Source organism: Arthrobacter sp. DMZ02-1R (genome assembly GCF_057747935.1).
Genome location: NZ_CM173230.1, coordinates 2,530,380 through 2,544,532 on the forward strand (window position 1 = coordinate 2,530,380; position 14,153 = coordinate 2,544,532).

At 64.5% G+C, this 14,153-nt stretch carries 12 protein-coding genes; 6 read left to right on the forward strand and 6 right to left on the reverse strand.

Annotated features, from left to right (window positions below; translation table 11 throughout):
• Positions 1-7: 7 nt before the first annotated feature.
• On the forward strand, positions 8-1,519 hold the full coding sequence (gene arfA / locus AC3ANQ_RS12280; RefSeq protein WP_488301301.1) for an arabinosylfuranosidase ArfA: 1,512 nt from the start codon (positions 8-10) through the stop codon (positions 1,517-1,519).
• A gap of 184 nt (positions 1,520-1,703) precedes the next feature.
• Here the strand turns inward: arfA and AC3ANQ_RS12285 are convergent, their stop codons facing one another.
• The 5 genes from AC3ANQ_RS12285 to AC3ANQ_RS12305 all read right to left on the reverse strand — a co-directional run bounded on the left by AC3ANQ_RS12285 (position 1,704) and on the right by AC3ANQ_RS12305 (position 7,729).
• Positions 1,704-2,606, reverse strand: coding sequence for an aldose 1-epimerase family protein (locus tag AC3ANQ_RS12285; protein ID WP_488301302.1), 903 nt, complete (start codon positions 2,604-2,606; stop codon positions 1,704-1,706).
• Entirely contained in the window at positions 2,603-4,123 is a 1,521-nt protein-coding gene (gene araA / locus AC3ANQ_RS12290) for an L-arabinose isomerase (protein ID WP_488301303.1), read from the reverse strand. Before araA ends, AC3ANQ_RS12285 begins: the two co-directional genes overlap by 4 nt.
• Before the next feature lie 51 nt (positions 4,124-4,174).
• Positions 4,175-4,870, reverse strand: a complete 696-nt coding sequence (locus AC3ANQ_RS12295; RefSeq protein WP_488301304.1) for an L-ribulose-5-phosphate 4-epimerase — start codon at positions 4,868-4,870, stop codon at positions 4,175-4,177.
• Entirely contained in the window at positions 4,867-6,606 is a 1,740-nt protein-coding gene (araB, locus tag AC3ANQ_RS12300; RefSeq protein WP_488301305.1) for a ribulokinase, read from the reverse strand. The genes AC3ANQ_RS12295 and araB overlap by 4 nt, the downstream gene beginning before the upstream one ends.
• A 112-nt stretch (positions 6,607-6,718) precedes the next feature.
• The gene (locus tag AC3ANQ_RS12305; protein ID WP_488301306.1) at positions 6,719-7,729 is read right to left on the reverse strand and encodes a LacI family DNA-binding transcriptional regulator; all 1,011 of its coding nucleotides are present in this window, start codon (positions 7,727-7,729) and stop codon (positions 6,719-6,721) included.
• Between the two features lie 129 nt (positions 7,730-7,858).
• Between AC3ANQ_RS12305 and AC3ANQ_RS12310 the strand changes: the two genes are divergently transcribed.
• From AC3ANQ_RS12310 to AC3ANQ_RS12325, 4 genes are all read left to right on the forward strand, one after another.
• Positions 7,859-8,914 (forward strand): zinc-dependent alcohol dehydrogenase family protein, encoded by a 1,056-nt coding sequence (locus AC3ANQ_RS12310; RefSeq protein WP_488301307.1) that lies wholly within the window; start codon positions 7,859-7,861, stop codon positions 8,912-8,914.
• A gap of 114 nt (positions 8,915-9,028) precedes the next feature.
• Positions 9,029-9,232, forward strand: coding sequence for a trehalase-like domain-containing protein (locus AC3ANQ_RS12315; RefSeq protein ID WP_488301308.1), 204 nt, complete (start codon positions 9,029-9,031; stop codon positions 9,230-9,232).
• A 14-nt stretch (positions 9,233-9,246) separates the two neighbouring features.
• Positions 9,247-10,896: a glycoside hydrolase family 15 protein gene (locus AC3ANQ_RS12320; RefSeq protein ID WP_488301309.1), complete on the forward strand. Its 1,650-nt coding sequence runs from the start codon at positions 9,247-9,249 to the stop codon at positions 10,894-10,896.
• Positions 10,897-10,913: 17 nt separating this feature from the next.
• Complete coding sequence (locus tag AC3ANQ_RS12325; RefSeq protein WP_488301310.1) at positions 10,914-11,912, forward strand: zinc-dependent alcohol dehydrogenase family protein; 999 nt, start codon at positions 10,914-10,916, stop codon at positions 11,910-11,912.
• 147 nt (positions 11,913-12,059) lie between these two features.
• On the opposite strand, the gene AC3ANQ_RS12330 is transcribed toward AC3ANQ_RS12325, so the two are convergent.
• Positions 12,060-12,422 (reverse strand): SPW repeat protein, encoded by a 363-nt coding sequence (locus AC3ANQ_RS12330; protein ID WP_268021756.1) that lies wholly within the window; start codon positions 12,420-12,422, stop codon positions 12,060-12,062.
• Between the two features lie 510 nt (positions 12,423-12,932).
• Here AC3ANQ_RS12330 and AC3ANQ_RS12335 point away from each other — a divergent pair.
• Positions 12,933-14,153: a sugar ABC transporter substrate-binding protein gene (locus AC3ANQ_RS12335; RefSeq protein ID WP_488301311.1), complete on the forward strand. Its 1,221-nt coding sequence runs from the start codon at positions 12,933-12,935 to the stop codon at positions 14,151-14,153.

Sequence of the window (14,153 nt, forward strand, 5' to 3'; positions counted from 1 at the left end):
GCAGCCAATGGTTTCCGCACGCCTTACCATCGACCCACAGTTCGCCGTCGGCCACGTCAATCCCCGGCTCTTCGGTTCGTTTGTTGAACACCTTGGACGCTGCGTCTATGACGGCATCTACGAACCCGGACACCCCAGCGCAGATTCGGACGGCTTTCGCACCGACGTCATTGAGCTCGTCAAAGAACTCGGAGTGTCCACCATCCGCTACCCCGGCGGTAACTTCGTCTCGGGGTTCCGCTGGGAGGACAGCGTCGGCCCCAAGGACCAGCGACCCCGCCGCCTCGACCTTGCCTGGCACTCAACCGAAACCAACCAAATCGGCATGCACGAGTTCAGCACGTGGTTGGAGAAAGTGGGCAGCGAACTCATGCTGGCGGTCAACCTCGGGACCCGGGGCACCCTGGAAGCTTTGGACCTGCTGGAGTACTCGAACATCCGCTCCGGGACGGAACTATCCGACCGCCGCGCCCTTCATGGACGCGGGGAGCCTTTTGGCATCAAGATGTGGTGCCTCGGAAACGAAATGGACGGCCCGTGGCAACTGGGCCACCGATCCGCGGACGATTACGGCAAAATCGCCTCCCAGACTGCCAAGGCCATGCGGCAGTTGGACCCATCTGTTGAGCTCGTGGTGTGCGGCTCATCGAGCGCACATATGCCCACTTTCGGCGAGTGGGAGCGGGTCGTCCTCACCCACACCTACGAGGACGTCGATTACATTTCCTGCCACGCCTACTACGAAGAGAAAAACGGAGACCTGGACTCATTCCTGGCCTGCGCGTCCGACATGGATCAATTCATTGAATCAGTGGTTGCAACCGCGGACCACGTCAAGGCTGTCAACGGGAGTACGAAGACCATCAACATTTCCTTCGATGAATGGAACGTGTGGTACCTCGAGCGGTTCCAAAACGTCGACAAAATCGAGGGGCTAGACAACTGGCCCAAGGCGCCACGGCTTCTTGAGGACGTGTACTCCGTGGCTGATGCCGTCGTTTTCGGGAACCTGTTGATCTCCCTCCTCAAGCACGCCGATCGAGTCACCTCCGCGTCGCTGGCGCAACTGGTCAACGTGATCGCCCCCATCATGACCGAACCCGGTGGCCCGGCGTGGAAGCAGACCACCTTCTTCCCCTTCGCTCTGACCTCCAAACTGGCCAAGGGAGTCGCACTGGACGTGCGGCTGGAAGCCGACACCTACAGCACGGACGCCTACGGCACGGTCCCGCTGATCGACGCCGTCGCCACTTTCGACGCCGACACCGCCACCACCTCCGTCTTTCTGGTGAACCGCTCCCGGACCGAGGAGGCAACTGTCACCATCGACCTGACCGCCCTCGGCAGCGTCATCGTTTTGGACGCACAAACACTCTCGGACGCGGATGTTTACGCCAAGAACACCCTCGATAATCCGGAGCGCGTCGGCCTGCAGCCGAACAAGAGCGCCGTGGTGCGCAACGGCGTCGTCGAAATCAGCCTTCCGCCGGTCTCGTGGACGGCGCTGAACATAGGTTGACTGTGCAGAATTGGGCAAGAACGTAGGAAACGTCCCGGTCTAAAGACCGGGACGTTTCCTACGTCGGAACTCGGTTCGTCTAATATGAGCGAAAGTGAAGACCGCGAGCCCATAGGAGAGGCCCGAGCTAGCGGCAACCGCCGGCAGCTCGGGCTTCTTTCGTTTCAAACGTCCAGCAGGTTTGTCACACAGCGAAGATGCTCCACCGTGCCTGGTGGACTGAGCCTGCTTCCAGCCGGACCAGGTCCTGGCCGCTGTTGAAGGCATCGGGCGGGCAGGTCATCGGTTCCACAGCGAGTCCCAGTCGGTTCGGCAGGGGTGCAGGCTTGTCCGCGGTGTGGATCTGCAGCCAGGGGCAGCTCCGGTCCCATGACATGCCAACTCCCGTTCCAGAGGGGTCCCGGACCACCACGCGGGCGGTCCAGTCGTCGTCGAACGCGATGTCCGTGAACGCATGGTCGATTTCCGTCGCACCGATAGGGCGCGGTGTGCGAAAGTCGAATTCGTGGCCCGCCACGGGGCGCGTGCCGATCGGCAGCAGTCTGTCCGAGGTGACCTCCAGGAAGGACCCAGCCGGCAGCTCAAGGCTCCAGTCATCCAGCGGAGACTCGCCTGCAAGCAAGTAGGGGTGCGGGCACACGCCGTACGGCGCTGTCCCCTCGCCGACATTGGTTGTTGTCACGAGACTGTGCAGGCCTGCGGCGTCCAGCCGGTAGTCCAGCTGCAGCGCGAGCCGGAACGGATATCCGGGGCTGCCGCCAAGATCGCACGTCAGGCTAAGTGCGTTGGCACTGCGGGCTTGAAGTCTCCAGAGCTGCCCGAACACGAGTCCATGCAGTGCAGTCCGCCTCGCGGGCTCGTTGAGCGGAAGATGCCGTATGGTGCCGTCGTGGCGGTAGCTTCCATCCGCGATCCGGTTGGGCCAGGGTGCGGCGATGATGCCTCGATAGTCCGGGATGGGCGCGCCGGCGTCGAACGAAACCACAAGGTCCCGGCCCTGGAAGGTCAGCTGCCGCAGGGCGCCGCCCCGTTGGACGATCGAGGCGGCGTAATCCCCCGAGATCAGCCGGAATTCCTCACCGTTCACAGTCCGCCGGCGAGTTTGTAGTAGGCAGCATTCCAGGCCAGTTCCTTCTTGAACTGTTTGATGGTAGTGCCGTCGTCGATGGTGAGCAGTTCGGTCCGGGCAATCTCGGCGAAGTCTTCGAATACCCCCATGCCCACCTGCGTGGAGAGGACGGTATGGTGCGCGGCCCCCGCGGTGAGCCACGCGGCGGCGGAGGTCGCGAAGTCCGGCTTGGGTGACCACAGTGCCCGGGCGACCGGGAGGTTGGGCAGGGGTTCGTCGAGGTCGACGACATCGACTGCGTTCGCGACGAGTCGGAACCGGTCGCGCATGTCCGAGAGCGCGACGACGACGCCGGGACCGGCGTCGGTGTCGAAGACCATGCGGACGGGGTCTTCCTTGCCGCCGATGCCCAGCGGGTGGATCTCCACGCGCGGCTTAGTGGCGGTCAGGGAGGGGCAGACCTCGAGCATGTGCGCGCCGAGGATCTTCTCCTGCCCCGGCGTCAAGTGGTAGGTGTAGTCCTCCATGAGGGAGGCGCCGCCGGGCAGTCCGGCGCCCATGACCTTGGCGGCGCGGACCAGTATCGCGGTCTTCCAGTCGCCCTCGGCGCCGAAGCCGTAGCCGTCGGCCATGAGCCGCTGCACGGCCATCCCGGGAAGCTGACGCAGCGCGCCCAGGTCCTCGAACGACGTCGTGAACGCGGCGGAACCGTTCGCCTCCAGGAAGGACCGGAGACCGAGTTCGATCCTGGCGCTGTAGCGCAGCGAGTCGTGCCGGGCACCGCCGGCGCGCAGCTCCGGTGCCACCTCGTAGAGGCGCTCGTACTCGGCCACGAGGGCGTCGACGTCGGACTCCGGCGCGCCGTGCACGGCGTCGGCGAGCTCGTTCACGGACCAGGTGTTGACCGAGACGCCGAAACGCAGCTCGGCTTCGGTCTTGTCCCCTTCGGTGACGGCGACGTTGCGCATGTTGTCACCGAAGCGGGTCAGCTTCAGAGTGCGCACGGCGGCCCAGCCGGCGGCGGCGCGCTGCCAGGCACCCACCTGGCGCGTGACCTCGGGGTTGGAGACGTGCCCGACGACGGTCTTCCGCGGCACGCCGAGGCGGGACTGGATGTAGCCGAATTCGCGGTCGCCGTGGGCAGCCTGGTTCAGGTTCATGAAATCGAAGTCGATGTCCGCCCACGGCAGGGCCACGTTCGCCTGGGTGTGCAGATGCAGGAGGGGTTTGCGGAGCAGGTCCAGTCCCTGGATCCACATCTTGGCCGGGCTGAAGGTGTGCATCCAGGCGGTCACGCCGATCACGGCGTCGTCCGAGTTCGCCTCAAGCGCGGTGCGGCGGATCGCGTCCGCATCCGTCAGCACGGGCTTCCAGACCACCTTGACCGGAACATCGGAGGACGCGTTCAGGGCGGCGGCGATTTCCTGGGACTGCGCGGCGACCTGTTTGAGCACGTCTTCGCCGTACAGGTGTTGGCTGCCAGTGAGGAACCAGACTTGGTAGTGTTCGAGGGACGTATTGTTGGCATGAGGCACGGGGTTCTCCTTGAAAAGATCGTGGGGTGGAAGGCCTAGCGGCAGGCCGAGTCAGCGGCCGTAGACGTTCTGGTAGCGGTCGTAGAGGGACTCGATCTGGCCGGCGTCGATGGGCAGCGGTTCACCGAGCTGCCGGGAAATGTGGACCGTGCGGGCCACTTCCTCGCACATCACGGCGGCCTTCACCGCGGAACGGGCATCCTTGCCGATGGTGAACGGGCCGTGGTTCTGCATCAGGACGGCCGGTGAGTGGGACGCCCGGAGTGTTTCCACAATGCCGCGGCCGATCGAATCGTCCCCGATCAGCGCGAACGGCCCAACCGGGATGGTGCCGCCGAATTCGTCCCCCATCATGGTCAGCACGCACGGGATCGGCTCCCCGCGCGCGGCCCAGGCCGTCGCGTAGGTGGAGTGCGTGTGGACGACTCCCCCGACGTCGGGCATGTTCCGGTAGACGTAGGCGTGGGCGGCGGTGTCCGACGACGGCGAGAAGTCCGGGTTGCCCCACATGGCGCTTTCGCTATCGCCCGCCACGGGAACCCCGTGGAGGTCGGTGACCACCATGGACTCGGGCGTCAGCTCGTCATAGGAAACCCCGGACGGCTTGATGACCATCAAGTCATGCCCGGGGACGCGGGCGGAGACATTACCCGCGGTCCAGACCACGAGCTCATAACGGGTCAGTTCGGCATGGAGTGCGCACACTTCGGCCCGGATCCGGGCAATCGTCTCCAGCAGCGCGCTCATGCGGAAACCCCTGCCGTGAATACTGGTTCCGAAGTAAGGGGTCCAACGGCCTTCCGCTGGATCTTCTTGAGCCGGTGCATGACCCCGTTGGCTCCCCTGCCGAAATAGTCGTGAAGGGTCCGGTACTCGAGGAACAGCTCCTCATAGGCGGCGACGTTTTCGGGAATCGGCGTATATACGGCGCCGGGCTCGGATCCCATGGCGGCCGCGGCCTCCCGGATGTCCGGGTACTCCCCCGCAGCGACAGCGGCATGGATGGCCGAGCCCAGCGCGGGACCCTGGGTGGAGCCGATGGTGGAGAGCTGCAGCCCGGTGACGTCGGCGTAGATCTGCATCAGCAGCTTGTTCTTTAGGAGCCCTCCGGCCACGATGAACTCCTTCACCGGGACGCCGGAGTCCCGGAAGGCGTCCACGATGGTGCGGGTGCCGAAGGCCGTGGCCTCCAGGAGCGCCCGGTAGATGTCCTCCGGACGGGTCGCCAGGGTCTGGCCAACGATGACACCGGAGAGTTCGTGGTCCACCAGGACGGAGCGGTTCCCCGAGTGCCAGTCCAGGGCGATGAGCCCGTGCTGGCCGATCTCCTGACGGGAGGAAAGCTCCGTGAGGTACTCGTGGATGCCCAGGCCGAGTTCGCCTGCGGCTGCATGGTATTCGGGCGGGACGCCGTACTTGGTGAACCAGCCGAAGATGTCGCCCACCCCGGACTGGCCGGCCTCGTAACCCCAGAGCCCGTCCACGATCCCGCCGTCGACCACTCCGCACATACCCGGCACTTCGCGAAGCCCGGAGCCGTTCATGACGTGGCAGGTGGAAGTGCCCATGATGGCAACGAGCTGTCCCGGTTCCACGGCACGGGCCGCCGGCGCAGTGACGTGGGCGTCCACATTCCCGACGGCGACGGCGATGCCTTCGCGCAGGCCCGTCCAGGCGGCGGCTTCGGCCGTGAGATATCCGGCGGCGTCTCCCAGCCGGCCTATCGTGTGTTCGAGCTTGGTGCCCACGAAGTCCTTGAAGTCCGGGTTCAGGGCGGCCAGGAAGTCCCCGGACGGGTAGGCGCCGTCCTGGTAGATGCCCTTGTATCCTGCGGTGCAGGCGTTCCGGACGTAGTTTCCGCACAACTGCCAGACGATCCAGTCTGCGGCTTCCACCCAGTGGTCCATCTCCGCATACGCTTCCGGGTCCTCTTCCAGCAACTGGAGGCCCTTGGCGAATTCCCACTCGGAGGAGATCAGCCCGCCGTAGCGCGGCAGCCAGGTCTCGCCTAGCTGGGCTGCGAGTGCGTTGATGCGGTCCGCCTGCCCCTGGGCCGCGTGGTGACGCCAGAGCTTCACATAGGCGTGCGGCCGGTCGGCGAAGCCGGGGAGTTCGCTCAGCGGCGTGCCGTCAGCCTTCACCGGCACCATTGTGCACGCCGTGAAGTCCGTGGCGATCCCGACGACGGCAGCCGGATCGATCCCGGCGTCGCGCACCGCGGCAGGAACCGCGTGACGCAACACGCCCCGGTAGTCCTCCGGTACCTGCAGTGCCCATTCCCTCGGAAGCCGCGTGGCTGTTGCATCAGGTACATCCGCCAAATCGGCCGGCAATGCTTCCGTGATGACCGCGTGCGGGTAATCGAACACGCCGCTTCCGAGCTCTTTGCCGTCTCTGACCCGCACCACCACTGCCCGGCCCGACAGCGTGCCGTAGTCCACGCCGATGACATAGTGTTCGTTGCCGTCCGCTGCGACGTCCATGAAAAGTCCTCCAATAGCCAAGCCGCTACTCCGCGGCCTGCACTAATTGTGAGCGCTAACAAAGTTGGCGTCAAGTGCTGGCCGGCGGCTGGCCAAGAAGGAAGTAATACGGTCAGGCAGGGGCGGATGTACTCTGGCGAACTACCAACTCAGGCGCCACCACGGTGCCGCCAATGCTTTCCCCATTCTCGATGGCGCCAAGCATCAGATCCATGCAGCGCCGGCCGAGTTCTTCGAAGTCCTGCCTTACCGTTGTCAGCGGCGGGGTGAAGAAGCCCGACTCAGGCTGATCATCGAATCCCACCACCGAGACATCCTGGGGTACGCGCACGCCGGCTTCGTTGAAAGCGCGGAGCAGGCCCAGGGCCATCTGGTCGTTGCCCACGAATAGCGCGGTGGCAGTCTTTTCGCCGGCGAGCTTCCTCCCGATGTCATAGCCGCTGCCTGCGCTCCAGTCCCCCTCCAGTAGCAGGTCATCGTTCAAGCCGGCCATGCGGAGGGCGGAGCGCCAGCCCTCGGCCCGGGCCGCGCCGTCGATCCAGTCCTGCGGGCCGGCCACGTGCCCGATCCGGCGATGTCCTTGCTCTATCAGATGCCTGACGGCCAATTCCGCGCCCCGCCTCTGGTCCACCATCGCTCCCCCCACGGCCGCATTGCCCAGTGAACCCACGGCCACCACGGGAACCCCGAGGTTCATTTCCGCCAACGCCAACAGGGTTTCGGAATGGGGCACGATCACCACGATCCCGTCCACGGACTGGTCCAGGAAATGCCGCACCGCATCAAGAATCGCCTCCCGGCCGACGGTCCGCAGTGCGGCAATGCTCACGAAGTAGCCGGCATCCTTGGCGGCTTGTTCGACCCCCAGCAAGGTGTTCGTCGGACCGTATTGGGAGAGCTCGCTTGCCAGGACCCCGATGGTCTGGGAACGGCGGGTCACCAGGCTCCGCGCGGCGGTATTGCGCCGGTACCCCAGCTCGGCGATGGCCGCCTCGACCCGTTCCCGGGTGCCCTTGCTGACGTTGGGGTGGTTGTTGATCACCCGGGACACGGTCTGGTGCGAGACTCCCGCCCGCTCCGCCACGTCCTCAAGCCGTGGCAACCGTCCGCTGCTATTTGTCATGGGGCTATTCTGCTCGACCCGGACGCGAAGCGACGAATGGGCGACTCCGGATTCACCCGCCGGACGGATGCACTGCCGCCCCGGGGATAGACTCGATCCAAGCCCAACAACCACCATTTGAGGAGCCCGATGCGCGCCACCATCATCCACGGTCCCGGCGACATCCGTGTTGAAGACCGTGACTACCCAACGGTCCAGCTGCCCACCGACGTGATCGTGAAGGTCACCGCCTCCTGCGTCTGCGGATCGGACCTATGGCCGTACCGCGGCGTCAAGCCCACCCACAAGCCGTCCGCGATCGGGCATGAATTCATCGGCACCGTGGAGAGCATTGGCGACGATGTCACCACCTTGGCGGTGGGCGACTTCGTGATCGCCCCGTTCGTGGTCAGCTGTGGCGCGTGCCCGCAATGCTTGGACGGAGTCACGGTGGCCTGCGATCATTTGGCCGGTTGGGGCGGCAAAGATGACAGCGGGCACGTGATCGACGGCGGCCAGGGCCAGGCGGTCCGGGTGCCACTGGCGGACTCCACCCTGGTCAAAGTTCCCGGCGTCACGGCGCCCGACGACGCGCTCCGTGCCAGCCTGCTGACGCTGTCCGATGTCATGTCCACCGGCCACCACGCCGCCCTCGCAGCTAACGTCGGGCCCGGCAGGACCGTCGTCGTCGTAGGCGACGGCGCAGTAGGGCTCTGCGGCGTGCTCGCAGCAAAGCGGCTCGGAGCCGAACGAATCATCGCGATGTCCCGGCACGCCGACCGCCAGGCAATTGCCCTCGAGTTCGGAGCCACTGACATCGTTGCCGAGCGTGGCGAGGACGGCGTAGCCAAGGTCCGCGCGTTGCTGGGAGGCGTCTTGGCCGACTCCGTGCTGGAGTGCGTCGGGACCAAGGAGTCCATGGAACAGGCACTGCACAGCGTCCGCCCAGGCGGCGCCCTGGGCTTTGTCGGTGTCCCGACGGGCGGGGCCGAAGCCCCGCTCCGGTACCTGTTCGACACGAACATCTCGATTGCGGGCGGAATGGCCCCGGCCCGCACCTATATCCCGGAACTGCTCGCAGACGTACTCGACGGCACGATCAATCCGGGCCGGGTCTTCGACACGGTGATGCCGCTCGAGGAAGCACCCGAGGCCTACCGCGCGATGGACGAACGGCGCGCCATCAAGGTTCTTCTCACCCCCTGATCGGCATGGCTTGAATCCGCAGAATCCTGCTGAATGTCGGGGCTGTGGCGCGCGCACGGGAACGGCGGGAGAATCCATATACAAGGCTGAATGAACCCAAAGGAGTGAGCAGTCATGATCGCTGCTGCCCATGCGCGCGCGGTGGTTAACCAGGATGGGTATCTGCCCATCGAGGATCATGGACTCATCGGCGACGGATCCACGTGCGCCCTGGTAGGGCGGGACGGCGCAATCACATGGCTCTGCCTGCCCGAGTTCGACAGTGCGCCGTTCCTGGCAGGAATTCTTGACGCCGAGTCCGGGGGTCGATTGAAATAGCGCCGGTCCACACGGTGGCATCCGTCCAGCGCTACACCGAGGACTCCTGTGTGCTGGTGACGTCCCTCCTGTCCGACCGTGGCGTGCTCGAAGTCACGGACGGACTCACCCTGCGCGCCGGCGCCGACCTCTCGGAGCCGGTACCTGCTGGTCGTTCCGAGCTCCTCCGGCACGCCCGGGCCGTGGGCGGAGACGTCCCGCTCCGCATCAGCCTGATACCGAAGGCCGGTGTCACCTTTGATGCCCTGGCCACGGGCTGGAGGTTCGATTGGCGGCAAGACGGAGTCCAGGAGGTCTACCTGTGGTCCTCGGTTGAACTCGTGCCTGATGGGCGCGGCCTGTCTGCAGAATTGACGCTTCGTGCGGGAGAAACTCTGACCATGGTCCTGCACTGGTCGGGGCGGTTCCGGCTTCGCCAGCACCCGGAGAGCAAGAAGCTCATCGACCAGACTGTCTATGCCTGGCGCCGCTGGGCTTCAAGCTTGGACTGCGAAGGCTCCCAAGCCGGGTTGATGAAACGCTCGGCTTTGACGCTGAAGATGTTGGACCATGCTGAAACGGGCGCCATCCTGGCTGCAGCCACATCCTCCCTGCCTGAGTGGCCGGGAACGTCGCGGAACTGGGACTACCGGTACACGTGGGTGCGTGACGCGTCCTTCTCCAACTACGTATTCAGGCGCATTGGCGACCCAAGCGATGCGGATGTATTCCTTGCCTGGGTCCTGACCAATGTCGAACGGGACGGCGTCCCGCACGTTATGTACGCTCTGGACGGGTCCCAGCCACCTGACGAGGTGGAGGATCCACAATTGCGGGGATACCGAGGATCAGCACCGGTCAGGTGGGGCAACGGAGCCCGCCACCAACTCCAGCACGATGTTTACGGCGAAATAGTCGATATCGCCTACCAGTGGTCCGGCAGCGGCAGGCGGGTCGACGAGCGGCTCTGGGCCGCGCTGGTGCCCATTGTGGAAATGGCGATCAAGAAATGGCGGGTTCCGGACTCTGGTCCTTGGGAGATCCGCGATAAGAGCCGGCCCTTCACCTATTCCGCCGCGTTGTGTTACGTCGCGATCGACAGGGCCATCCAGATCGCGCGCCGGGACGGACTTCCTTATCCCAAGCGCCGTTGGGAGGCAACTGCGCGCCAAATCCGGGAGGCTGCCCTGACTCAATCCTGGGACCCCCGGCGTCGCACTTTCACTGAAAATTTGGGCGGCAGCGGCGGCCTGGACGCATCGTTGCTGACCCTTCCTGTCCGCAACGTCATTGATTTCGACGATCCGAGGATGGTCGCCACCACAAAAGCTATTGCCGCCGAGCTCGACGCCGGCAACGGCCTCTTGTTCCGCTACTTGCCAAGGATTTCCCCCGACGGGCTGCCGGGAAGCGAGGGCGCCTTCTTGCTCTGCAGCTTCTGGCTTGTGGATAACCTAGCCGGCCAGGGCCGGGTGGATGAAGCGCACGAACTCTACGAATCCCTCTGCAGCCGGGCAAATCCGCTGGGTCTGCTGCCAGAACAGATCCACCCGGACACGGGAGAGTTCCTAGGAAACTTCCCGCAAGCGTTCAGCCATGTGGGGGTGCTCGCGAGCGGTCTGCGCCTGCTGAAAGCGGAGCGACGCGCTGCCAACGCCGGTTCCACCTCGGAGAACCAGACCTAGCTTCGAAGCGAGGCACGATGCGTGCGTGGTGGGTGCATGAACCCGGTCCGATCGCGACGGGCCCGCTTGTTTGGGGCGAAAGGCCCGATCCGGAGCCGGGGCGACGGGAGCTACTCGTCAGTGTCCGAACCAGCGGTGTCTGCCGGACAGATCTCCATTTGGCCGAGGGAGACCTTGAGCCGCGGATGCCGGACGTAGTGCCCGGCCATGAAGTGGTGGGAATGGTCATTGACACGGGCGAAGGGTGCATCAGGTTCCAGCCGGGTGACAGAGTCGGCGTGGCCTGGCTCGGAGGAACATGCGGGATGTGCCAATATTGCCAGCGTGGCGAAGAGAATCTCTGCCTCTCCCCCACGTTCACCGGATGGGATAGAGACGGGGGCTATGCGGAAAAGCTGACCGTGTCCGAGGATTTCGCGTATGCCATTCCGGAGCAATTTTCGGACGAGCAAGCGGCACCGCTACTGTGCTCGGGCATCATCGGGTACCGCGCGCTCAAACGCGCCGCGGTCCCGCCGGGCGGCCGGCTGGGCATCTACGGTTTCGGGGGCTCGGCCCACCTCACAGCGCAAATGGCACGCCACCAAGGTGCATCCGTCTACGTGATGACACGCTCGGAATCGGCCCGTTCCCTGGCGCGCGAACTCGGAGCTGCGTTTGTTGGCGACTCATACGATGCGCCGCCGGACCCGCTCGACTCGGCGATACTTTTCGCCCCCGTTGGGGACCTCGTCCCGGTGGCATTGAGGGCACTCGGCCGGGGCGGGACCCTCGCGATTGCAGGCATCCACCTGAGCGACATACCGTCCCTGAACTATTCCGCCGACCTCTTCTATGAGCGGCAGCTTCGCAGTGTTACCGCCAATACCCGCTCGGACGGCGAGGAATTCTGGTCGCTGGCGGCGGAGATTCCCCTCACTCCCACCACAACGGCATATCCTTTGGCCGAAGCCGATCTGGCGCTGCAGGACCTGGCCGGGGACCGTATCACCGGGGCTGCTGTCCTGAAGGCCTGAGCTGTGGATCTGGCCCCGGGATTCTGCGTGCGGATACATGAGAAAGAGCAAGCGACCGGCGGGTCCGGTTGAGGTCCCGCCGGCCGATGTTCCACTGTTAGGTGTTACGGCTGTTCAGGTGTTACGGCTGTTCAGGGTTGCGGCCGTTCAGTGCGAAGGGCTGACCATGTGATGCCGGTGTTCCTCGGTGCTCGGCTTGATCGCCGTCGCGGTGACGACGAGCGCCACCAGACCGGTGATCCAGGACGTCCAGGCGACTCCACCTTGCATAGCGTAGGAACCCATCCACGGAGAAAGGAAGAGCAGGGCGCCCAAGCCTGCCTGGACCCACTCCATGACCGGCGTTCCGGGCATGGCCAGATTGATGACGCCGCTGATGATCAGCAAAGCGCCGAACACGACCATCAGGGCAGCCGACGAACCGGCCGCCGTGGTCCAAATGACCGATAGAGCAGCATAGAGACCGGCAATAACCGTGACCCAATCCTGCCATCGCGTCCATTTCTTCATTGAAACCACCTCTGTGATGTGGACTGTGCCCCAGGACACCTTGGACGGCACCCCAAGGGGCTTCACTTGTTGACGGTGACCTCCCAACGAGGTACCGCCATCCGGTGCTGCGATGACCAACCGTACGCCCTAAGCCGACCCCAAGGTCCCGCTCTCATCGCCGGTCCGGTATTGATGTAACAAAATCCGCCCGCCACTCCTTCCCGGCATCGCCGTCGTCAAAACCCCGCGGCGCACCAAGCCTTGCTAAGCGCAGACTTCCGGTCTACAACGTAGTCATAGAGCAACATCGACGAACATGCCCGGCGTCGTGGCATGTTCGTCCGGAGAGGACCCCGTGATATCGAGTCGCTGGTCGTAAAGTCGCCAGTCAGTTTAGCGCTGACTTATTGACGTCCGTTGGTGAAGACCGCCGTGGCCTCCGGCGTGGACCTGTGTCCGGCGCCAACGCCCAGGTTCCGGCCCGACCCCGCCAGGTCGCCTGCAGTCGCAACCAACGGAAGGAATGAAATGTTAAACATGAAGGTCCCGGCACGAAGCGCTGGAACCGCCTTCATTGCAACCCTCGCCATCACGGCACTCGCCGCATGCTCGAGTACGAGCACATCGCCTTCGCCAAGCGCCACGAGTTCCGGCGGACCCGTACCGCAGATCTCAGCGGATGCGTTCACGGCGGACTTCTCAGCGATGAAGCAACTCACGTCGCTCGCTTCACAGGGCAAGGGCATGGTGGGCGTACTGCTGCCGGACACCACCACCTCAGCGCGGTACGTGACGTTTGATGCCCCGTACCTGAAGAAGGCATTCGAAGCCGCGGGACTCGACTCCAGCAAGTTCAAGATCGACAACGCGCAGGGCAGCGCAAGCACCATGCAGACACAGGCCGAGGCTGATATCACGGCCGGGGCATCCGTTCTGCTGGTCGATGCCCTGGACTCGGGTTCCGGCGCGGCCATCGAGGCGGCCGCCAGCTCGCGTGGCGTCAAGGTGATCGACTATGACCGGCTCGTCAAAGGCGGCGCGAAGGATCGCACCTACGTCAGTTTCGACAACGTCAAGGTTGGTCAACTGATCGGCCAAGGCGAAATCAGTTGCATCGCAGACTGGAAGGTCACCAAGCCGAACATCCTCATCATGGATGGCGACCCGACCGATAACAACGCGAAACTGTTCGCCGAAGGCTACAACGGCATACTCAAACCGCACTTCGACAGTGGCGAATACGTGAACGTAGGCGAGCCTGCCGGAACGTGGACACCGTCGGTAGCACAGACGACATTCGCCCAGCAGTACACGGCACACTCGAACATCAACGCTGTGGTTACGCCCAACGATGACAACGCCAACGCGGTGATTTCGTACCTGCAGAGCAAGCAAATCCCCGCCAAGACCTTCCCCACCACGGGGCAGGATGCGTCCCTGTCCGGGTTGCAGAACATTCTGAAGGGCTACCAGTGCGGAACGGTGTACAAGCCGATCTATTTTGAGGCCCAAGCAGCCGCGGCGGCGGCACTCTACCTGCGGGCCGGCATGACCATTCCCTCAACCTTGGTGAACGGCAAGACGACGGACGACACCGCGAAGACCGACGTCGCCTCGGTCCTGCTGACCCCGCTGTGGGTGACCACTAAGAACATGGCTGACACCGTGGTGAAGGACGGCGCCGTGACGAGCTCTTTGCTGTGCATCTCGCAGGTGAAGGACGCGTGCACCTCGGCAGGAATCCAGTAG

Excerpts from the sequence above, each read along its gene's own strand:
- arfA (WP_488301301.1), top strand. The coding sequence starts at position 8 with ATGGTTTCCGCACGCCTTACCATCGACCCACAGTTCGCCGTCGGCCAC.
- AC3ANQ_RS12295 (WP_488301304.1), bottom strand. The coding sequence starts at position 4,870 with ATGAGCGCGCTGCTGGAGACGATTGCCCGGATCCGGGCCGAAGTGTGC.
- araB (WP_488301305.1), bottom strand. The coding sequence starts at position 6,606 with ATGGACGTCGCAGCGGACGGCAACGAACACTATGTCATCGGCGTGGAC.
- AC3ANQ_RS12305 (WP_488301306.1), bottom strand. The coding sequence starts at position 7,729 with ATGACAAATAGCAGCGGACGGTTGCCACGGCTTGAGGACGTGGCGGAG.
- AC3ANQ_RS12310 (WP_488301307.1), top strand. The coding sequence starts at position 7,859 with ATGCGCGCCACCATCATCCACGGTCCCGGCGACATCCGTGTTGAAGAC.
- AC3ANQ_RS12315 (WP_488301308.1), top strand. The coding sequence starts at position 9,029 with ATGATCGCTGCTGCCCATGCGCGCGCGGTGGTTAACCAGGATGGGTAT.
- AC3ANQ_RS12325 (WP_488301310.1), top strand. The coding sequence starts at position 10,914 with ATGCGTGCGTGGTGGGTGCATGAACCCGGTCCGATCGCGACGGGCCCG.
- AC3ANQ_RS12330 (WP_268021756.1), bottom strand. The coding sequence starts at position 12,422 with ATGAAGAAATGGACGCGATGGCAGGATTGGGTCACGGTTATTGCCGGT.
- AC3ANQ_RS12335 (WP_488301311.1), top strand. The coding sequence starts at position 12,933 with ATGTTAAACATGAAGGTCCCGGCACGAAGCGCTGGAACCGCCTTCATT.